Here is a 21,302-nt window from a genome sequence, read left to right as displayed (position 1 = left end):
CGTCCTCGTGTCGATGGAGTTTTGCAATGACCCGCTTTCCTGCCATGCCGCCCGTGGCGGCGTGCTGCTGTGTCGTTCTCGCGGCGGCCGCGCCCGCCCAGGCCGCCGATGCGCCGCCCGGCGCCGCCGGCGATTCCGTTCTGACCCTGGGCAAGGTCCAGGCTACCTCGCCGCTTGCCGCCGGTTCCAGCGCGCGCAGCGTGTTCAGTTCCGTCGACATCCTTGGCGGCGACCTGCTGCAGGACCAGCACGTGGACTACAGCTGGGAACTGCTGATGCGCGCGCCCGGCGTGCAGGTGACCCAGTTCAAGATGGGGACCGACGCCGGGCGCTTCTCCTTCCGCGGCTTCAACGGCGAGGGCCGGGTCAACGCGGTCAAGCTGCTGATCGACGGCGTGCCCAGCAACGACAATGCCGGCGCCATGCCGTACCTGGATGCGGTGTTCCCCATGGATATCGCCGCGATCGAGATCGTGCGCGGCACCAACGACCCGCGCTACGGCCTGGACGCGATCGCCGGCAGCGTCGACGTGCTGACCCGCAGCGGCGGCAACGACGGCCGCGCCAGCGTCACCGTCGGCAGCTTCGGCACCCGCGAGGTGCAGGCGACGCAGGGCATCGAGCGCGGCGCATGGAGCCAGAACTACGTCGCCGCCTGGCGCGACAGCGACGGTTACCGCGACCATGCCGACGCGCGCAAGCATGCGTTCTCCGGCAAGTGGTTCTATACCGATCCGGACGGGCGCTGGCGCGCCGGGCTCAGCGCGCGCGACTACCGCAACACGGCGCTGGAGGCGGGGTATCTGGATTACGCCACGGCGCAGCGCGCACCGCGCAGCTCCCCCGATTACGCCCGCGACGATCGCAGCCAACGCCACACCACGCAGGTGTCGCTGCACCTGGATGCGCGCCTGGCCGACAGCGTGCAGGGCAGCGCCAAGGCGTATTGGAACCGCTACGACAATCAGCGCTGGGTGCGCTTCACCGCGGCCGGCGCGCAGCAGGAACGCGATACCGACGAGCGCCAGCACGGCGTGCTGGCCAGGCTCAGCTGGCGCCCGGCGCTGGCCCGCGCCGACGCCTTCGCGCTGGAGGGCGGGGTCGATGCGCAGTGGCAGTACAACGTCTCGCAGCGCTATCGCACGGTGGCGCGCGTGCGCACCGCGCCGCTGCGCGACTGGGACTTCGACCTGCATACCGAAGGCGCCTACGTGCAGGCGGTGCTGCGCCCGACCGCGCGCCTGCAACTGGTGCCCGGCTACCGGGTGGATCGGGTCGGCGGGCAGTTCCGCGACCTCGCCAGCGGCGCGCGCTATCCCACCTATGCCTACGGCACGATTCGCCAACCCAAGTTCAGCGCGGTGTATGCGCTGACCGCGCAGGCCAGCCTGTACGCCAACATCGGCCGCAGCTTCCAGATCGGCAGCGGCAACGGCGCCTACCGCACCCAGGCGCGTAACCTTGCGCCCTCGTTCAACGATGGCTGGGAGAGCGGCCTCAAGTTCGCCGGCGCGCAGCAGCGCTGGGACGCGCGCGTGGCCTACTGGGAACAGCGCGCCTCCGACGAGGTGGCCACCATCCTCGGCGTGAACGGCAGCGTCGGCACCGGCGAGGTCGGCAACGTCGGCAAGACCCTGCGCCGCGGCTGGGATGCGCAACTGAACCTGCGTCCGGATGAGCGCTGGACGCTGTGGCTGGCCTATTCCCGGCAACGCGCGCTGATCGTCACGCCGGATCCGAGCGCGCCGGCCACCCGCGGCAAGGAGATCGAGAACGTGCCGCACTACCTGGCCACCGCCGGTGTCGACTGGCAGGCCACGCCGCGGCTGACGCTGTCGGCCTGGGGCAATGCGCAGGGCGACTACTACGTGGAGCGCAGCAACACCCTGGGCCGCTATGGCGGCTATGCGCTGGCCAATCTCGGCGCGACCTGGCGCTGGCGCGCGCAGCGCGAGGTCTCGCTGCAACTGAAGAACCTGACCGACCGCCACTATGTCTACGCCTGGTACGACAGCGGGTCCTCCGGCTACTCGCCCGGCGACGGCCGCGCGCTGTACGCCACGCTGAGTTGGGGCTGGTGATGGCCACGCACATCCGCACGGCCGAGGCGGCGCCGGCGCGCTTCTATCGCGCCGTGTGGCGCTGGCATTTCTATGCCGGCCTGCTGGTCCTGCCGCTGCTGGTCTGGCTGGCGCTGACCGGCGCGGCCTTCGTCTACCAGCAGCCGATCGACGGCTACTTCCATCGCGCGTTGAAGACCGTGCCGGTGCCGGACCACGCGCAGACACTGGCGCCACAGCGCGTGCTGGATGCGGCGCTGGCCGCGCAACCGGGCCAGGCGCTGCGCTACACCACGCCGCCACGGCGCGATGCCGCGGCGGAAGTGACCATCGCCACCGCCGACGGCCACCGCGAAGTCGTCTACGTGGACCCGTACCGGGCGCGGGTGCTGGGCCGGTTGCCCGAGCACGGCACCGTGGCCTGGACCATCAGGCGCCTGCACAGCCTCGACTACGTCGGCTGGTTCGCCAACGCGCTGATCGAGGTGGCGGCCGGCTGGGCGATCCTGCTGGTGCTGACCGGCGTGTACCTATGGTGGCCGCGCGGGCGCCGCGGCGGCGTGACCACGGTGCGCGGGCGGCCGGCGCAGCGCGTGTTCTGGCGCGATGTGCATGCACTCACCGGCAGCGTGGTCGGCGCGTTGCTGCTGTTCCTGGCGCTGACCGGCATGCCGTGGTCGTGGTTCTGGGGCGCGCAGGTCAATCGCCTGGCCAACGGCCATCACTACGGCTATCCGGCCGGGCTGCGCGTGGACCTGCCGATGTCGACGCAGCGGCTGAGCGACAGCGAGGTGCCGGCATGGTCGCTGCGGCAGGCGCGCCTGCCGCAGTCGTCGCCGCCGGCCGCGGACCCGCATGCGGCGCACGGCGGTCAGGGCGAGCACGACGGCATGGCCGGCATGGCGGATGCCGCGCCGGCGGCGGGGGCGATCGGCCTGGATGCGGCGGTGGCGCGGTTCCAGGCGCGCGGCATCGCGCCGGGCTACAGCGTGGCATTGCCGCGCGGTGTGCGCGGGGTCTATACGGCCTCGGTGTATCCGCCGGACCTGGCCCAGCAACGGGTGATCCACCTGGACCAGTACAGCGGCCAGGTGCTGCTGGACATGCGCTATGCCGACTACGGCCCGCTGGCCAAGGCGCTGGAGTGGGGCATCAACGTGCACCTGGGCCAGGAGTACGGGCTGCTCAACCAACTCGTGCTGATCGGCGCCTGCCTGGGCATCGTGCTGTTGTGCGTCAGTGCCGCAGTGATGTGGTGGAAGCGCCGCCCGCAGGGTGGACTCGGGGTGCCGCCGCTGCCGGCAGACCGACGCACCCTGCGCGGCGTGGTCGCGCTGCTGGTGCTGGGCGGGATGCTGTTCCCGCTGGTCGGTGTGTCGTTGCTGCTGATGTTGGCGCTGGACTGGGCGCTGGTGCTGCGGCGCGAGCCGGCGGTGGGGGCTTAGCGGGTCGAGGTCGCAGTCCACTGTGATTTCGCCGCGATAGGCGCCACCATCGGCGCATTCGAGTTCGTGCAGTCGGGACTGAAGTCCCTCCCGCAAGGCGCGGGTCAGCGGTCATTACTGCCGTCAGCACTTGCGCCGGAGACACGGGGCTACACGCGTAGGAGCGGCTTCAGCCGCGACCGGGCGTTCATGGGAACGCCCGGTCGCGGCTGAAGCCGCTCCTACGGAAAAGATGCGGTACGGCGGCCACGTCTGCCGCGGGCGAAGCCGCGCCTACACAAAGGCCGGACGCGTGCTGGAGGGCCTTACAGATCTTCGTGGATCCCGCACTCGCGCTTGAGGCCGAAGAAGCGGGTGTCTTCCTCGCGCATGCCCGGTTCCCAGCGGCGGGTGGTGTGGAAGTCGCCGATCGAGACATAGCCCTGTTCCCACAGCGGGTGATAGGGCAGGTCGTGCTGCTGCATGTATTGCCACAGGTCGCGGTCGCTCCAGTCGGCGATCGGGTTGATCTTGTAGCGCTCGCCGCGCTTCTGCACGAACGGGGTCTGCGCGCGGCTGTCGGACTGGCTGCGGCGCAGGCCGGTGAACCAGGTGCCGACCTTCAGTTCGTCCAGGGCGCGGCGCATCGGTTCGACCTTGCGCAGGTTGTTGTACTGCTCGATGCCGACCATGCCCTGTTCCCACAGGCGGCCGTGGCGCGCTTCCATCCAGGCGCGGCTGACCAGCGGGCGGTAGATCTTGAGGTTGAGCTTGAGCCGCTCGGTCAGCGCGTCGGCGAAGCGGTAGGTCTCGGCGAACAGGTAGCCGGTGTCGATCAGGATCACCGGGATGTCCGGGCGCTGCCGGGTCAGCAGGTGCAGAGTGGCCGCCGATTGCGCGCCGAAGCTGGACGACAGGGCGGCTTCGGCCGGGCCGTGCTGCAACGCCCAGGCCACGCGCTCCGGCGCGGACAGCGTCGCCAGCAGCGCATTGGCGGCATCGAGATCCAGGGCCGGTACCGGTGCGTTGGCGGGGGCGTCTTGGGAGGCGGCGGGCAGAGCGCTCATGCGTGCAGTTCCGACGGAATCAGGTGGCGGTGGGTGGGATAGGCGGGCAGGGCGACCACGCCGGTGCGGTGCAGGAAGTCACCGAAGCGCTCGTCCGCGTCCCGCTCGTTGGCATAGCGCGCGAACAGCGGTTCCAGCGCGGCAAGGATCTCCGGCTCGGCGATGTTCTCGCGGTACAGGGTGTTGAGGCGCTGGCCGCGGTGGTCGCCGCCGAGCATCAGGTTGTAGCGGCCCGGCGCCTTGCCGACCAGGGCGATCTCGGCCAGGTACGGCCGCGAACAGCCGTTCGGGCAGCCGGAGAGGCGCAGCAGGATCGGGGCGTCCTCCAGGCCGTGGCGGGCCAGCAGCGGCTGCAGCTGCGCGGCGAAGGCCGGCAGGTAACGTTCGGCCTCGGCCATCGCCAGGCCGCAGGTGGGCAGCGCCACGCAGGCCATGGCCGCGCGCGCCAGCGCGGTCGGCGCGCGGTTGCCGGCGTCCAGCGCATGCGCGCGCACCAGTGCGTCGATCGCCGCGCGTTGCGCGGCGGGGATGCCGGCGATCACCAGGTTCTGGTTCGCGGTCATGCGGAAGTGCGCACCGTCGCCGGCGTCGCGCAACTGCACGGCGATCGCGCGCAGGCCGCTGAGGTGCTGCGCGCCGTCGACGTGGTCGGCGATGCGTCCGGCCGGCAGCGACAGCGTCAGGTGCCAGCGGCCATCCTCGCCGGCGTGCCAGCCCTCGCGGTCGCCGTTGTGCTCGAAGGCGAAGTCCCGCACCGGCTGCAGGCGCACGCCGGCGCGGCGCTCGATTTCCGCCAGCACCGTGTCCAGGCCGTGGTCGTCGATGGTGTACTTGAAGCGCGCGCGCTTGCGCACGGTACGGTTGCCCAGGTCGCGCTGGGTGGTGACCACGGCGGTGGCGACGTCGAGCAACTGCGCGCGGTCGATGAAACCGACCACGTTGGCCACGCGCGGGTAGGTCTCCGCATCGCCATGGCTGGCGCCCATGCCGCCGCCGAGGCTGACGTTGTAGCCGGCCAGCGCGCCATCGGCGTCGAGCACGCCGATGAAGCCCAGGTCGTTGGCGAACACGTCGACGTCGTTGATCGGCGGCAACGCGAAGCCGATCTTGAACTTGCGCGGCAGGTAGGCATTGCCGTAGATCGGCTCGTCCTCCTGGCCGCTGCCGGCAACCTGCTCCTCGTCCAGCCAGATCTCGTAGTAGGCGCGGGTGTTGGGCAGCAGGTGCTCGGACACACGTGCGGCATCGGCGTAGAGCGTGGCGTGCGCCTGCGAGGCCAGCGGATTGGCGGCGACCTGCACGTTGCGATTGACGTCGCCGCAGGCGGCGAGGGTGTCGATCAGCGCGGCGTTGATCGCCTGCATGGTCGCCTTCAGTTCGCGCTTGATCACCCCGTGGAACTGGAACGCCTGGCGCGTGGTGATGCGCAGCGAGTGGTTGCCGTAGGTGGTGGCGATGGCATCGAGCTTGAGCCACTGCACCGGATCCACCACCCCGCCCGGGGTGCGCGTGCGGATCATGAACTGGTAGGCCGGCTCCAGCTTCTGCCGGCGCCGCTCCTCGCGCAGATCGCGGTCGTCCTGCTGGTAGCTGCCGTGGTACTTGATCAGGGTCTGATCGTCCTCGCGCAGCGCCCCGGTGACCGGATCGGCCAGGCTCTGCAGCAGCGACCCGCGCAACCGCTGGCTGTGGTGCTTGATGTCTTCGACGGAGTGGGACATTGGGCAGAGAATCGAGAATAGGGAATGGGGAATGGCAAATGCGGGCGCGTCGGTTTACGGAAAGCCTGTCGAGGTCGGCTGTTGCCCATTCCCCATTTTCTTTTCCCGATTCCCAGCTTCAATACACATCGCGCGCATACCGTCCCTCCTGCTGCAGTTGGCTGAGGTAGGCGGCGGCGTCCTCGGGGCTGCGGGCGCCGTGTTCGGCGACGATGTCCAGCAGGGTGGCGTGTACGTCCTTGCCCATGGCGATGGCGCCGCATACGTACAGGTGCGCGCCGTTCTGCAGCCAGTCGTAGACAGCGCGGCCGTGTTCGCGCAGGCGCTGCTGCACGTAGATCTTGGACGGGGCGGCGCTGCCGCGCAGCGGCTGCACGTCGCGCGAGAACGCCAGGTCCAGCCGGTGCAGTTCGCCGCTGCGCAGCGCCTGTTGCCACTCGGCCTGGTAGAGGAAGTCGCGGTTGAAGTGGCGGGCGCCGAAGAACAGCCAGTTGCGCCCGCTGGCGCCGCGCTCGGCGCGCTCCTGCACGAAACCGCGGAACGGCGCCACGCCGGTGCCGGGGCCGATCATCAGGATGTCGCGGCTATCGTCGGCGGGCACCCGGAAGCGTTCGTTGGGTTCGATGTACACCGGCGCGCTGTCGCCTTCGGCCAGGGCCGCCAGATAGCCGCTGGCGGCGCCGCCGTGGGCATGGCCGTGGGCGTCGTAGGCCAGCACGTCGACGGTGAGGTGGGCTTCGTCGCCGACCCGCTTGCGGCTGGAGGCGATCGAGTACAGGCGCGGGACCATCGGCCGCAGCGCCTGCAGCAGCGCGGCGTGGTCCCAATCCGCCGGCCAGCGACGCAACACGTCGATCACTTGGTGATCGGCGAGCAACGCCGCCAGGCCGGCGGTCTGGGTGGGGTCGAGCAGCTCGGCCAGCGCCTTGGCGCCGGCGCGTTCGGCCACCGCGGCGAGCAACGGGCGCGAGGCCCGGGTCAGTTCGCGATGGCCGGCCAGCCACTCGTGCAGGGGCAGTGTGTGCCCATCGGCAGTGAATTCGACATCACCGTCCAGTCGGCTCGCGGTCAACACCGCCTCGACCAGCGCGGGTGGATTGCGATGGCGCACGCCCAGGGCGTCGCCGGGTTCGTAGTGCAGGCCGCTGCCGGCCAGCGACAGTTCGAGGTGGCGCACGTCCTTGTCGGCCTGGCCGTGCGCGGCGTAGCGCGGTCCCTTGAAGTCGCGGCCGCTGATCGCCTGGTTGGCCAGTACCTCGGCGGCGAACGGCTGGCTGCGGCTCCACGCTGACGCAGCGGTGCCACGCAGCGGCGTCACCGTGGCCGACGGCGTCGCGGGCGTGCGGCCCAGGATGTCGCGTGCCTGCGCCAGTGCCTGCGCGCGCCACGGCGCCGCCACCGTCTCGATCTCCAGGTCGGCCTCGCCCAGCGGCAGCAGCCGCTGCGCGCCCAGTTCGGCCAGGCGCGCATCCAGGCGCCGGGCGATGCCGCAGAAGTCGGCGTAGCTGGAGTCGCCCAGGCCGAGCACGGCGTACTGCAACTGCGGCAGCTTGGGTGCGCGCCGGCCCTGCAGGAACTCGACGAAGCCGATCGCATCGTCCGGCGGGTCGCCCTCGCCCTGGGTGCTGATGACCACATAGAGCAGGCGCTCGTTGCCCAGCTCGCGGGTGGGATAGGCGTCGGCGCGCAGCAGGCGCACCGCCAGCCCGGCCGCCTCGGCCTCGGCCGCCACCTGTTCGGCGGCGCGGCGTGCGTTGCCGGTCTGGCTGCCATAGACAATGCTCAGCTGCGGCGCGGGCGAGGGCGCCGCGGCGGCGCCGGCGACCACCGCCAGGGCCGGCGTCGCCGGACCCTGCGCCTGGGCCAGGCCGGCGGCGTAGCCGGACAGCCACCACAGCCCGGCCGCGTCCAGGCCCTCCACGGTCCGCGCCAGCAGTGCCTTGCGCTCCTCGGGCAAGGGGCTGGGCGGCAACGCGGGCGAGGCGGCGGTCATGGCCGGTCCGGGTGTTGGGAAGGGATGACCGATGTTAGGGAAGCGTTGCCCGGCGCAGAAAGGAACAGGGGTTATCGGCTCATGCCCGGGGCTTATTTCTGCGAGGTGCCCGGCGCGACGCACACTGCCGCCCCGACTGCCACGACCGCTGCTACGCTTCGGTCCGGTCTCCACTGCCTGCCGCCGCCGTTTCGATGAGTTCGCCCCCCCTGTCCCATCTCGACCGTCTCGAGGCCGAGAGCATCCACATCCTGCGCGAGGTCGCCGCGGAGTTCCGCAACCCGGTGCTGCTGTATTCGGTGGGCAAGGACAGCTCGGTGCTGCTGCATCTGCTGCTCAAGGCATTCGCGCCGGCGCCGCCGCCCATCCCGCTGCTGCACGTGGACACGCGCTGGAAGTTCCGCGAGATGATCGCCTTCCGCGACCGCCGCGCCGCCGAGACCGGGGTGGAGCTGCGCGTGCACATCAATCCCGATGGCGTCGCCCAGGACGTCGGCCCGTTCAGCCACGGCGCCAGCGTGCACACCGACGTGATGAAGACCCAGGCGCTGAAGCAGGCCCTGGACCTGTGGAAGTTCGATGCCGCCATCGGCGGGGCGCGCCGCGACGAGGAGAAGGCGCGGGCCAAGGAGCGGGTGTTCTCGTTCCGCAACGCGCACCATCGCTGGGATCCCAAGCAGCAGCGCCCGGAGCTGTGGAACCTGTACAACCCGCGCATCCACCCCGGCGAGAGCGTGCGCGTGTTCCCGCTGTCCAACTGGACCGAGCTGGACATCTGGCTGTACATCTACCGCGAAGCGATTCCGGTGGTGCCGCTGTACTTCGCCGCCGAGCGCCCGGTGGTGGAACGCGACGGCGCGCTGATCATGGTCGACGACGCACGCCTGCCGTTGCGGCCCGGCGAAACCCCGCAACTGCGGCGCGTGCGCTTCCGCACCCTTGGCTGCTACCCCCTGACCGGCGCGATCGAGTCGCAGGCCGACACCCTGGAGACGATCATCGCCGAGATGCTGCAGGCCACTACCTCCGAACGCCAGGGCCGGATCATCGACCAGGACCCGGGCGCCTCGATGGAGCAGAAGAAGGTGGAGGGGTACTTCTGATGGGCTGGGAATCGGGAACAGGGAATCGGGAATCGCAAGTGCAAAAGCAAGCATCGCCGCCATCTGACGCGTCGCCGCGGGAGACCGCTGTTCCCATTCCCGATTCCCCATTCTCGATTCCCGGCCGCGACGGCGCCGCCGTCGCCGCCTACCTCCAGCAACACGAACACAAGCCGCTGCTGCGCTTCATCACCTGCGGCAGCGTCGACGATGGCAAGAGCACCTTGATCGGGCGCTTGCTGTACGACAGCAAGCGGCTGTTCGACGACCAGTTGGCTGCGCTTGGCGCGGACAGCAAGCGTCACGGCACCCGCGGCGGGGCGATCGACTACGCGTTGCTGCTGGACGGCCTGGCCGCCGAGCGCGAGCAGGGCATCACCATCGACGTGGCCTACCGCTACTTCGATACCGACCGGCGCAAGTTCATCGTCGCCGACTGCCCCGGGCATGCGCAGTACACCCGCAACATGGCCACCGGCGCCTCCACCGCCGACGTGGCGGTGGTGCTGGTCGATGCCGCCAAGGGCGTGCTGACCCAGACCCGCCGGCACAGCTACATCGTCGCCCTGCTGGGCATCCGCCACGTGGTGCTGGCGGTCAACAAGATGGACCTGGTCGACTTCGCGCAGGACACGTTCGAGGCGATCGCCGCCGAGTATCGCGCGCTCGCCACGCAACTGGGCATTGCCGACGTGCAGTGCATCCCGCTGTCGGCGCTGGAGGGCGACAACCTGTCGCGGCGCTCGGTGCGCATGCCCTGGTATGCCGGCCCGGCGCTGCTCGAACACCTGGAAGGCGTGCAGTTGGACGCGCGCCGTGGCGACAGCGGCCTGCGCCTGCCGGTGCAGTGGGTCAACCGCCCGCATGCGCAGTTCCGCGGCTTCGCCGGCACCGTGGCGGCCGGCGCGGTGCAGCCCGGCGATGCGGTGGTGGTGCTGCCGTCTGCGCGGCGCGCGCAGGTCGCGCAGGTGCTGGTCGGCGCCGAACCGGTGCCGCGCGCCGTGGCCGGGCAGGCGGTGACGCTGACCCTGACCGAGGAGATCGACGTCAGCCGTGGCGACGTGATCGCCGCCGCCGACGATCCACCGGAGGTCGCCGACCAGTTCGCCGCGCACGTGCTGTGGATGGACGATGCCGCGCTGCTGCCCGGCCGCCCGTACTGGTTGAAGATCGGTGCGCGCACCGTGGCCGCCAGCGTCACCGAGATCAAGCACCGCATCGACGTCAACACGCAGGAGCGGCTGGCCGCCAAGCGACTGGAACTCAACGAGGTGGGCTACTGCAACCTGGCGCTGGACCAGCCGATCGCCTTCGCGCCGTATGCGCAGGACCGCATGCTCGGCGGCTTCATCCTGATCGACCGCCACAGCAACGCCACCGTCGCCGCCGGCACCCTGGATTTCGCGCTGCGCCGGGCCGGCAACGTGCACTGGCAGCACCTGGACGTGGACAAGGCCGCGCGTGCGCGGATCAAGGGGCAGACGCCGAAGGTGCTGTGGTTCACCGGCCTGTCCGGCGCCGGCAAGTCCACCATCGCCAACCTGGTCGACAAGCGCCTGCACGCGCTGGGCTACCACACCTTCATCCTCGACGGCGACAACGTGCGCCATGGCCTGAACCGCGACCTGGGCTTCACCGCCGAGGACCGCGTCGAGAACATCCGCCGCGTCGCCGAAGTGGCCAGGCTGATGACCGATGCCGGATTGATCGTGCTGGTCAGCTTCATCTCGCCGTTCCGTGCCGAGCGGCAACTGGCGCGCGAGCGTTTCGGCGAGGGCGAATTCCTTGAGGTGTTCGTCGACGTGCCGCTGCCGGTGGCCGAGGCGCGCGACGTCAAGGGCTTGTATGCCAAGGCGCGCGCGGGCCTGATCCCCAACTTCACCGGCATCGATTCGCCGTACGAAGCGCCGGAGCGCCCGGAACTGCACCTGCACGCCGATGGCGACAACGTCGAAGCATTGGCCGCGCAGGTGCTGGCGGCGCTGGGGCTGCAGGACTGAGGGATCGCGGCGTTGCAACTGGCGTGGCCGGTGTGGATCGTCTCGCCGCGCCGCGCCGCGCCGCGCCACAGCACACCTGTCGTAGGAGCGGCTTCAGCCGCGACCCGTCCTTCCCGGTGATGCCCGGTCGCGGCTGAAGCGGCTCCTACGAGACCTTCTCCCGCCGCGCGAGGGGCTGCTGGCGTCATCACGTGACAGTCGCCGCTGCGCATGCTTAAGTCGTCGCCCTCCTCATCGGCGAAGGCCCCGTCCATGCCAGCTCTGTCCCATCGCGTGCTGTTCTCCGTCCTCGCGCTGTGCTGCGGCGCGGCCTGCGCGCAGGCGCCCGATGCGGTGCCGACCGGGCGCCTGCCGGCCTGGGCGGTCCCCGAGCACTACGCGCTGGACCTGAAGATCGATCCGGAACGCACCGATTTCGACGGCACCGCCACCATCCGCGTGCGCCTGGAGCGCGCGTCCGATCATCTGTGGCTGCACGGCAAGGAATTGCGGGTAAGCAAGGCCACGCTGCGCACCGCCGATGGCACCTCGTTCCCGGTGCGCTACACGCAGGCCGACGCGCAGGCAGGCGTGGCCCGCATCGCCTTCGGACGCACGCTGCAGCCGCAGGAACTGACCCTCACCTTCGCCTACCGCGCGCCGTTCAACCAGCAGTTGCAGGGTCTGTATCAGGTCAAGGCGCAGGGACACGCCTATGCCTTGACCCAGATGGAGCCGATCAGCGCGCGCTACGCCTTTCCCGGCTTCGACGAGCCGGCGCTGAAGACGCCGTTCGCACTGCGCCTGACCGTGCCCGAGGGCGAGCAGGCGCTGGCCAATACCCGCGCCGCATCCACCGAACCGGCCGGCAAGGGCTGGAAGACCGTGCGCTTTGCCGAGACCGTGCCGCTGCCGACCTATCTGGTGGCCTATGCGGTCGGGCCGTGGGACGTGGTCGACGGACCGGCATTGCCGGCTACGCCGCAGCGTCCGCAGTCCATCCCGCTGCGCGGGGTGGCCGCGCGTGGGCAGGGACCGCGCATCCGGTGCGCGCTGCAGCAAACGCCGGAGATCATCGCCGCGCTGGAGGACTATTACGACTTCGGCTATCCGTTCGACAAGCTGGACCTGGTGGCCGCGCCGGACTTCTCCGCCGGTGCGATGGAAAACCCCGGCTTCGTGACGTTCCGCGACTGGCTGCTGTTGCTGGACGACGATTCGCCGCGGCACAACGTCGAGGGGTCGTTCAACGTCACCGCGCACGAGCTGGCCCACCAGTGGACCGGCGACACGGTGACCATGGCCTGGTGGGACGACCTGTGGCTCAACGAGGCCTTCGCCACCTGGATGCAGCAGAAGATCACCATGCGCCTGCGCCCGCAATACCGCGCCGACCTGGACCGCGTCAGTGCCGCGCAGGACGCGATGAACAACGACAGCCTGGTCAGCGCGCGCAAGATCCGTCAGCCGATCACCGGCAACGGCGACATCGAGACTGCCTTCGACAGCATCACCTACCGCAAGGGCGCGGCGGTGCTGGGCATGTTTGAGCAGTTCGTCGGCGAAGACACCTTCCGCAACGGCATGCGCGCCTACATCCGCGCGCATCGCTTCGGCAACGCCACCGCCGACGACCTGGTCGACGCCATCGCCACTGCGGCCGGCAAGGGCACCGACTTCAAGGCCGCGTTCCGCAGTTTCCTCGATCAGCCGGGCGTGCCCTCCCTGCAGGTGCGGGTGCAGCCGGCGGTGGACGGCGCGGTGCTGCAGTTGCACCAGCAGCGCTTCCTGCCGCTGGGCTCGCGCGGCAGCGCCGCGCAGACCTGGGGCGTGCCGGTGTGCGTCAAGTACGGCACCCGCCAGGGCGTGCGCCGCGCCTGCCAGATGCTGTCGGCCAGCGACGGCCGCCTCGCGCTCGCCGGCGCCGATGCCGACAGCTGGGTGATGCCCAACGCCGGCGGCACCGGCTACTACCGCTTCGCCCTGCCCAAGCCGCAACTGGCGGCGCTCGGTCGCCACCTCGATGCGCTCGACGACGCCGAGAAGCTGGCCTATGCCGATGCCATCGACAGCGCGTTCCGCACCGGCGAGGCCGACACCGCCGATGTGATCGCGGCGATGCAGCAGTTGGCGCCGGCCAAGGCCACGGCGGTGGCGACCGCGCTGAACGATCGCATCGGCTGGATCTGGCGGGTGCTGGCCCGCGACGACGCGCAGCGCGCCATGCTGCGCCAGGCCACCGAGGCCGCGTTCGGCGCACGCCTGCAGGCGCTTGGATATCAGCGCCGCGCCGGCGACAGCGACGATGACGTGGCGCTGCGCTCCGATCTGGCCGAACTGCTCGGGGTCACCATGGGCGTGCCGGCGGTGCAGAAGGCGTTGCTGGCGCAGGGCGATGCGGTGCTGGCCGGCAAGGGCGGTGCGCTGGACTTCGCCGCCGCCAACCCGGATCTGCTCGGCGCGGCATTGACGGTGGCGGTGCAGGAGCGTGGCGCGCCGGCGGTGGACGCGCTGATCGCCGCACTGCGCGGCCATGGCGAACCGGCCCAGCGCAACGCGATGATCGCCGCGCTCGGCGCCGTGCGCGATCCGCAGCAGTTGCAGAAGGTGCGCGATTTCGCCCTGACCGATGCGATCAAGGTCGGCGAGATGAACAGCCTGCTGATGGGCGCGCATGCCGAGCCGGCCACGCATGCGTCGATGTGGCCCTGGTACACCGCGCACTTCGATCGCATCGTCGCGCGCTCCGGTTCCTTCGACGGGGGGCGCTTGCCGGCGCTGGCCGCCAGCGGCGGCTGCGACGCTGCCGAAGCGGACCGGCTGGAGGCGTTCTTCGCGCCGCGCCTGAAGGCGCTCAGCGGCGCCGACCGCGGCCTGGCGCAGACTGCCGAAACCATTCGCCTGTGCAGCGCGTTGCGCGCGCGGCAGCAGCGCGCCGTCGCGCCACGCTGAGCGGGCCGCGCTGACGCGGCGCACGCCGCGTCACCCGTGCGCTGCGTCTCACCGCGCAGCGCATGCCGGGGCCGGCAAGGGTCGTCGGTCATGGTCGCGATGTGTCAACGGCCGTCACGCCGGGCCGTTAGACTGCGTCGAACTCCACGCGTCCGGAATCTCCATGCCGCACCGACCACGCGCCGGCGTCCGCCTGGTGTGCCTCCTGTTGTCGTCGCTCGCGCTCGCCGGCTGCGGCAAGCCGCCAGCGCCGGCGAGCGCCAGTGCCGCGGTCCCGGTGACGCTGCAGACGGTGCAGCCCCGCGAGTGGAACGACAGCCTGTCCTCGCTGGGCACGGTCAAGGCCCGCGAGTCGGTGACGTTGACCGCCAAGGTCAGCGAGATCGTCGAGCGCGTGCATTTCGAGAGCGGCCAGGAAGTGGCGGCCGGCGCGCCCCTGGTGACGCTGCGCGGGCAGGGCCAGCAGGCGGCGCTGCGCGAGGCCGAGGCCACCTACACCGAGGCCGAGCAACTGTACCGGCGGCAGAGCGAACTGGTCGGGCGGCAGCTGGTCTCGCGCGCGCAACTGGACACGCAACGCGCCCTTCGCGACGCCGCGCAGGCGCGGGTGCTGCAGATGCGCGCGGAGATCGGCGACCGCAGCGTGCGCGCGCCGTTCGCCGGCGTGCTCGGCCTGCGCCAGGTCAGCCCCGGCGCGCTGCTGACGCCGGATGCGACCATCGCCACGCTCGACGACGTGGCCCAGGTCTACGTGGATTTCCAGGTGCCGGAGGCGGCGCTGTCGACGGTGCAGGCGGGCGATGCCGTCGGCGGCCGCAGCGTGGCCTATCCGGGACGCGCCTTCGAAGGCAAGGTCGCCACGGTGGATGCGCGCGTGGACAGCGTCACCCGTGCGGTCACCGTGCGCGCCGCGTTCGACAACGCCGACCGCGCGCTGCGCCCGGGCATGCTGATGGACGTGCGCCTGTACCGGCCCGCCCGACAGGCGCTGGTGATCCCGGAGATCGCGGTGGTGCAGGTGGGACGCGACGCCTTCGTCTATCGGGTCGGCGCCGACGCCACCGTGGCGCGCGCCGACGTGCGTACCGGCGCGCGCCGCGACGGCCTAGTCGAGATCGTCGACGGCCTGCAGCCCGGCCAGCGCATCGTGGTCGAGGGCACCGGCAAGCTGCGTCCGGGCGTGGCGGTGGTCGATGCCGCCGCCAGCACGGGCGGCGGCGCGCGCAGCGGCAGCGCCGCGGCGGATCTGGCGCGATGAAGCTGTCCGACGTCTCCATCACCCGGCCGGTGTTCGCCGCGGTGATGAGCCTGTTGCTGGTGGTGCTGGGGGTGATGGCGTACAGCCGGCTGACCCTGCGCGAGCTGCCGGCGATCGATCCGCCGATCGTCTCGGTGGAGGTGCGCTACCCCGGCGCCTCGGCGGCGGTGGTGGAAAGCCGCATCACCCAGGTGCTGGAGGACGCGCTGGCCGGCATCGAAGGCATCGAGACGATCCAGGCGCGCAGTTCCAATGGCGTGGCCGACATCAGCATCGAGTTCCGCGCCACCCGCGACATCGAGGCCGCCGCCAACGACGTGCGCGATGCGGTCAGCCGCGTGCTCGATCGCCTGCCCGACGAGGCCGACGCGCCGGAGATCGCCAAGGTCGAGGCCGATGCCGACGCCATCCTGTGGCTCAACATGAGCTCCAGCACGATGGACGCGCTGCAGTTGTCCGACTACGCCGAACGCTACGTGGTGGACCGGCTCTCCAGCATCGACGGCGTCGCCCAGGTGCGCCTGGGCGGGCGCCAGCGCTACGCGATGCGGATCTGGCTGGACCGCGACCAGTTGGCCGCGCGCGCGCTCACCGTGACCGACGTGGAGAACGCGTTGGCCCGCGAGAACGTGGAGCTGCCGGCCGGTCGCCTGGAATCTGCGGATCGCGACTTCACCCTGCGCGTGGAGCGCGGCTACCGCACGCCGGCGGACTTCGCCGCGATCCCGCTGGGCAAGGGCCGCGACGGCTACGTGGTGCGGCTGGGCGACGTGGCCAAGGTGGAACTGGCCTCGGCCGAGCGCCGCGCCTACTTCCGCAGCAATGGCGTGCCCAATGTCGGCCTGGGCATCGTCAAGACCTCCACCGCCAACAGCCTGGACGTGGCCCGCGCCGCACGCGCGGCCGCGCAGCAGATCCAGCAGACCCTGCCCAAGGGCACGCAGATCTTCGTCGCCTTCGATTCCACGGTGTTCATCGACGCCTCGGTGGAACGCGTCTACCACACCCTGATCGAAGCGGTGGTGTTGGTGCTGGTGGTGATCTGGCTGTTCCTGGGCAGCGTGCGCGCGGCGCTGATCCCGGCGGTGACGGTGCCGGTATGCCTGGTCGCCGCCTTCATCGCGCTGTATGCGTTCGGCTTCTCGATCAACCTGCTGACCCTGCTCGCGCTGGTGCTGTGCATTGGCCTGGTGGTGGACGATGCGATCGTGGTGGTGGAGAACATCCAGCGCCGCGTCGACCTCGGCGAACCGGCGCTGGTGGCGGCGCGGCGCGGCACCGCACAGGTCGCTTTCGCGGTGATCGCCACCACCGCGGTGCTGGTGGCCGTGTTCCTGCCGGTCGGGTTTCTCGAAGGCAACACCGGCCGCCTGTTCCGCGAACTGGCGGTGGCGCTGGCCGCGGCGGTGGCGATCTCCGCCTTCGTCGCGCTGACCCTGACCCCGATGATGTCGTCCAAGCTGCTCAAGGCGCACGCCAGCGAACGGCCCAACCGCGTGCACGGCTGGGTCGAGGCGCGGCTGCAGGGGCTGAGCGGGCGCTATCGGCGCGTGCTCGAGCGGCACGTCGGCCGCGCCTGGTTGTTCGGCGCGCTGATGCTGGCGGCGCTGGCGGCCAGCGCGCTGCTGGCGCGGGTCATCCCCTCGGAACTGGCACCGGCCGAGGATCGCGGCTCGTTCCAGGTGATGATCGACGCGCCGGAAGGCGCCGGCTTCGACTACACCGTGGGGCAGATGCACCAGGTCGAGGCCATCCTCGACCGCCACCGCGGCGACGGCCAGCCGATCGCGCGCGCCAACCCGCGCGTGCCCGGCAGCTTCGGCGCCAGCGAAGAGATGCACACCGGTCGGGTCAGCGTGTTCCTGCGCGACTGGAGCGAGCGCGACGTGGCCACTGCCGACGTTGCCGCCCAACTGCAGGACGAACTGCGCGCCTTGCCCGGCGTGCGGGCGCGCACCCAGGTCGGCGGCGGGCTGGTCAACAGTCGCGGACAGCCGTTCCAGATCGTGCTCGGCGGCCCCGACTACGCCGAGATCGCGCAATGGCGCGACCGCCTGCTCGCGCGCATCGCCGACAACCCGGGCCTGGTCGGCGCCGACTCGGACTACAAGGAAACCCGGCCGCAGATGCGCGTGGAGATCGACCGCCAGCGCGCGGCCGACCTCGGCGTGCCGGTGACCGAGATCGGCCGCGCGCTGGAGACGCTGATGGGCTCGCGCCAGGTCACCACCTTCGTCGACAACGGCGAGGAATACGACGTGATGCTGCAGGCCAGCCGCGACGGCCGCGCCAACCCGACGGACCTGGCGGCGATCCGCGTGCGCGCCGACAGCGGCCAGCTGATCCCGCTGTCCAACCTGGTGACCCTGCGCGAAGTCGCCGAGCCGGGCAACCTGCACCGCTTCAATCGGCTGCGCGCGATCACCATCAACGCCGGCCTGGCCCCGGGCTATCCGCTCGGCGAGGCGATCGCCTGGGCGCAGCAGGTGGCGCGCGAGGAACTGCCCGACTACGCGCAGCTCGACTGGAAGGGCGAATCGCGCGAGTACCAGCAGGCCGGCGGCGCGGTGCTGCTGACCTTCGCCCTGGCGTTGCTGATCGTGTACCTGGTGCTGGCGGCGCAGTTCGAGAGCTTCATCCACCCGCTGGTGATCATGCTGACCGTGCCCCTGGGCGTGCTCGGCGCGCTGATCGGCCTGGCGATCAGCGGCGGCACGCTCAACCTGTTCAGCCAGATCGGCATCGTCATGCTGGTGGGGCTGGCGGCCAAGAACGGCATCCTGATCGTCGAGTTCGCCAACCAGTTGCGCGACGCCGGGCGCAGCGTGCGCGCCGCCATCGTCGAAGCCTCCGCGGTGCGGTTGCGGCCGATCCTGATGACCTCGCTGGCCACCGTGGTCGGCGCGATCCCGCTGGTGGTCGCCGGTGGCCCCGGGTCGGCCAGCCGCGCCACCATCGGCATCGTGGTGATCTTCGGCGTGTCGGTGTCCACGCTGCTGTCGCTGTTCGTGGTGCCGGCGTTCTACGCGCTGCTGGCGCCGTACACGCGCTCGCCGGACGCAGTGCAGCAGCGCCTGCAGGAACTGGAAGCGCAGACGCCGTCGGTCGGCGGCCACGCCTGAGCGGGATCGCCCAGGCGCGTGCGCGCAGCGCGCGTGCTCAGGCCGGATCCACCCGCGACGACGCCAGCGGCTGCGGCGCGCAGCGCGGCTGCTGCAGCAGGTGCACGAACTGCGCGGCGATCACCGCGCCGCCGAAATGGCGCTGCACGAAGTCGCGCCCGGCCTGGCCCATGCGCTGGCGGCGTTCGCCGTCGCACAGGCGCAGGATCGCATCGCGCCAGCCATCCACGTCGCCGGGCGTGAGCAGTTCGCCGCTGACCCCAGGGTCCAGCGTCTCGGCGGTGCCGCCGACGTGGCTGGCCAGCACCGGCACGCCGCTGGCCTGCGCCTCCACCGAGACCCGGCCGAAGGTTTCCGGCGCCAGCGACGGGAACGCCAGCATCGACATCGCGTTGTAGTACGGCGTGGTGTCGTTGACCCAACCGACGAAGCGGTGGCGTTCGCCATGCGGCTGCGTCGCGGCCTGCGCCTGCAATTGTGCCGCGTCCGGGCCGTCGCCCAGCCACAGGCAGTGCAGCCGCGGCTCCTGCGCCATCGCCGCCGAGGCCGCCTCCAGCAACGGGAAGATGCCCTTGCCGGCATGCATGCGCCCGCTGTAGCCGAGCACGATCGCATCCTCGGGCAAGCCCTGCGCGGCGCGGATGGCGCGGCCGCGTTCGGGATCCGGGCGCAGCCGCTCCATCGTCACCGGGTTGTACAGCACCTGCACCAGCGCCTCCGGCACGCCGCGCTCCAGGTAGGCCTGGCGCGCGTAGTGCGACACCGCGAAGAAGCGCGCCGCCAGCCGCGGGATGGCATAGCCGGACAGCGCGCTCATCGCCGGGGTGCGGTGGCGGAACAGCGTGACGGGAATGCCCAGCGCCCGCCCGGCCAGCAGCAGCGGCCAGTACTCCTTGCCGAAGTTGCCGACCAGCCAGTCCGGCCGGCTGCGTCGCGCCACCCGCAGCAGCGGCCCGTAGCCGTCCGGATCCAGCACGTTGCGGAAGTGCCCGACGTGCACGGTGATGCCGCTGCGGCGCAGCTCGTCGGCGATCAGGCCGCCCTCGCAGGCGATCACCTCGACCTGGTGGCCGACGCCGGCCAGGGCCTGCGCCAGCGCCACGAAATGCGTGGCCGCGCCGGTGTTTTCGGGATTGGTGCCGACGAACAGGAATTTCATCCGCGCCGGTCCTCGTAGGCGGTGAAGGCGCGCAGCGCGAATTGCGGCAGCAGGTGGTGGCGGGCGACCTGGATGCGCGGATAGCGCATCGGGTCCGAGCCGGCCGGCGCGCGGCCGCGGCGGGTGCTGGTGGCGGCGGTGTAGCCGGCCTCGCGCACCACGTCGGCGACGCGGTCGTCGACATCGCCGTAGGGGTAGCAGAACTGCGGCACCGCCTCGCCGAGCAGGTCCTCCAGCTCGCGCTTGCAGCCGCCGATCTCCTCGCGCAGCGCCGCATCGCTGCAGCCGGTCAGGTGCGGGTGCGAGCGGGTGTGCGCGCCGATCTCCATGCCGCCGGCGCGCCACTGGCGCAGCTCGGCGAGGTTCATCAGCGGCTTCTCGATGCCCAGCTTCTGCGCATCCCACACGTTGTGGCGGCCGATGCAGCCGCTGACCATGTACACCGTGGCGGTGAAGCCCAGCCGCTGCAGCACCGGCAGCGCCGCATGCAGGTTGTCCAGGTAGCCGTCGTCCAGGGTGACCACCGCGACCTTGCCCTGGCGCTCGCCGCGCAGGTACGGCATGGCGTCGGACATGGACAGGCCGCGGTAGCCCAGCCGCTGCAGCAGGCGCATCTGCCGGGCGAAGCGGCCCGGGCTCACGTACAGGCTGCGGTACACCTGCAGGTGGCGCGGCGCCTCGGCCACGTTGTGGTACATGAAGATCGGAATGCGGGCCGTGGCGGCGGTGTCGGAGGGCATCGGGGAACGGCTCTTTGGACGGAAGGGCGAGGTGCGGCGCGGGAGTCTAGCGGCGCTGGCTTTCGCTGGTCTGTCAGGGAAAACCCTCAGCCGTAGACGATCGCGCGCCGCAGCCGGCGGCTATGCTGGGCGCCCGCAGCACAGGAGCCGCCGATGTCCGAGACCGCCGCCGACGCCCCCTGGCGCGATCTGCAATTGCATCTGGATGGCATCGTGCTGCGGCGTTGGCGTGCCAGCGACCTGGACGCGCTGGTCCGCCACGCCGACGATGCCCAGGTGGCGTGCGGGCTGAGCCGGCGGTTTCCGCACCCCTACACGCGTGCCGACGGCGCGGCCTTCCTGGGCGGACAGGTGATCGACCTGAACGACCCGGTGCTGGCGATCGAAATCGGCGGCGAGGCCTGCGGCGGGATCGGCCTGCATGCGGCAGCGCAGCCGGCGCCGGACCGGGCCGAGCTCGGCTACTGGCTGGGCAGTGCGCACTGGGGCCAGGGGCGGATGACCCGCATCGCCGCCGCCTACCTGGGCTGGGCGGTGCCGGCATTGCGACTGCAGCGGATCGAGGCGCTGGTGCTGCCGGACAATCACCGCTCGGCGCGGGTGCTGCAGAAGAACGGCTTCGCCGAGATCGGCGTGCGCCCCGACGTGTCGGTACGCGACGGGAAACGACGCGATTTGCGGCTGTTTGCCCGGACCTGGCCGGCAGCCTGATCCGCGCGTCGCT

Annotated in this window: 13 protein-coding genes; 8 read left to right on the top strand and 5 right to left on the bottom strand. The window is 71.1% G+C overall.

Annotation, left to right across the window (positions count from 1 at the left end):
* The first annotated feature begins 26 nt into the window (after positions 1–26).
* A complete protein-coding gene (locus Q7W82_RS18200; RefSeq protein WP_242160989.1) occupies positions 27–2,081 on the top strand; it encodes a TonB-dependent receptor in 2,055 nt (684 codons plus the stop codon).
* Positions 2,081–3,505 (top strand): PepSY domain-containing protein, encoded by a 1,425-nt coding sequence (locus tag Q7W82_RS18195; RefSeq protein WP_242160990.1) that lies wholly within the window; start codon positions 2,081–2,083, stop codon positions 3,503–3,505. Before Q7W82_RS18200 ends, Q7W82_RS18195 begins: the two co-directional genes overlap by 1 nt.
* A 305-nt stretch (positions 3,506–3,810) precedes the next feature.
* On the opposite strand, the gene Q7W82_RS18190 is transcribed toward Q7W82_RS18195, so the two are convergent.
* The 3 genes from Q7W82_RS18190 to Q7W82_RS18180 form a co-directional block, all read right to left on the bottom strand.
* Positions 3,811–4,551 (bottom strand): phosphoadenylyl-sulfate reductase, encoded by a 741-nt coding sequence (locus tag Q7W82_RS18190; protein WP_242160991.1) that lies wholly within the window; start codon positions 4,549–4,551, stop codon positions 3,811–3,813.
* Positions 4,548–6,272: an assimilatory sulfite reductase (NADPH) hemoprotein subunit gene (gene cysI / locus Q7W82_RS18185; RefSeq protein ID WP_242160992.1), complete on the bottom strand. Its 1,725-nt coding sequence runs from the start codon at positions 6,270–6,272 to the stop codon at positions 4,548–4,550. The genes Q7W82_RS18190 and cysI overlap by 4 nt, the downstream gene beginning before the upstream one ends.
* A 118-nt stretch (positions 6,273–6,390) precedes the next feature.
* Positions 6,391–8,265, bottom strand: coding sequence for an assimilatory sulfite reductase (NADPH) flavoprotein subunit (locus Q7W82_RS18180; protein WP_242160993.1), 1,875 nt, complete (start codon positions 8,263–8,265; stop codon positions 6,391–6,393).
* A gap of 194 nt (positions 8,266–8,459) precedes the next feature.
* Between Q7W82_RS18180 and cysD the strand changes: the two genes are divergently transcribed.
* The 5 genes from cysD (at position 8,460) to Q7W82_RS18155 (ending at position 18,679) form a co-directional block, all read left to right on the top strand.
* Positions 8,460–9,368, top strand: a complete 909-nt coding sequence (gene cysD / locus Q7W82_RS18175; RefSeq protein ID WP_242160994.1) for a sulfate adenylyltransferase subunit CysD — start codon at positions 8,460–8,462, stop codon at positions 9,366–9,368.
* On the top strand, positions 9,368–11,368 hold the full coding sequence (gene cysN / locus Q7W82_RS18170) for a sulfate adenylyltransferase subunit CysN (RefSeq protein ID WP_242160995.1): 2,001 nt from the start codon (positions 9,368–9,370) through the stop codon (positions 11,366–11,368). Before cysD ends, cysN begins: the two co-directional genes overlap by 1 nt.
* A gap of 252 nt (positions 11,369–11,620) precedes the next feature.
* Entirely contained in the window at positions 11,621–14,299 is a 2,679-nt protein-coding gene (locus Q7W82_RS18165) for a M1 family metallopeptidase (RefSeq protein WP_242160996.1), read from the top strand.
* Positions 14,300–14,462: 163 nt separating this feature from the next.
* The gene (locus tag Q7W82_RS18160; RefSeq protein ID WP_242160997.1) at positions 14,463–15,557 is read left to right on the top strand and encodes an efflux RND transporter periplasmic adaptor subunit; all 1,095 of its coding nucleotides are present in this window, start codon (positions 14,463–14,465) and stop codon (positions 15,555–15,557) included.
* Positions 15,554–18,679: an efflux RND transporter permease subunit gene (locus tag Q7W82_RS18155; protein ID WP_242160998.1), complete on the top strand. Its 3,126-nt coding sequence runs from the start codon at positions 15,554–15,556 to the stop codon at positions 18,677–18,679. The genes Q7W82_RS18160 and Q7W82_RS18155 overlap by 4 nt, the downstream gene beginning before the upstream one ends.
* A 37-nt stretch (positions 18,680–18,716) precedes the next feature.
* On the opposite strand, the gene Q7W82_RS18150 is transcribed toward Q7W82_RS18155, so the two are convergent.
* Positions 18,717–19,838 carry a glycosyltransferase family 4 protein gene (locus Q7W82_RS18150; RefSeq protein WP_242160999.1) on the bottom strand — a complete coding sequence of 374 codons (1,122 nt, stop codon included), beginning with the start codon at positions 19,836–19,838 and terminating at the stop codon, positions 18,717–18,719.
* A complete protein-coding gene (locus Q7W82_RS18145; RefSeq protein WP_242161000.1) occupies positions 19,835–20,578 on the bottom strand; it encodes a polysaccharide deacetylase family protein in 744 nt (247 codons plus the stop codon). Before Q7W82_RS18145 ends, Q7W82_RS18150 begins: the two co-directional genes overlap by 4 nt.
* Before the next feature lie 153 nt (positions 20,579–20,731).
* Between Q7W82_RS18145 and Q7W82_RS18140 the strand changes: the two genes are divergently transcribed.
* The gene (locus Q7W82_RS18140) at positions 20,732–21,289 is read left to right on the top strand and encodes a GNAT family protein (protein ID WP_242161001.1); all 558 of its coding nucleotides are present in this window, start codon (positions 20,732–20,734) and stop codon (positions 21,287–21,289) included.
* Positions 21,290–21,302: the final 13 nt, after the last annotated feature.

This window comes from Xanthomonas indica, from assembly GCF_040529045.1.
GTDB classification, from domain to species: Bacteria; Pseudomonadota; Gammaproteobacteria; order Xanthomonadales; family Xanthomonadaceae; genus Xanthomonas_A; species Xanthomonas_A indica.
The sequence above is the reverse complement of the archived record's forward strand: the minus strand, read 5'-3'. Positions and strand labels throughout refer to the sequence as shown.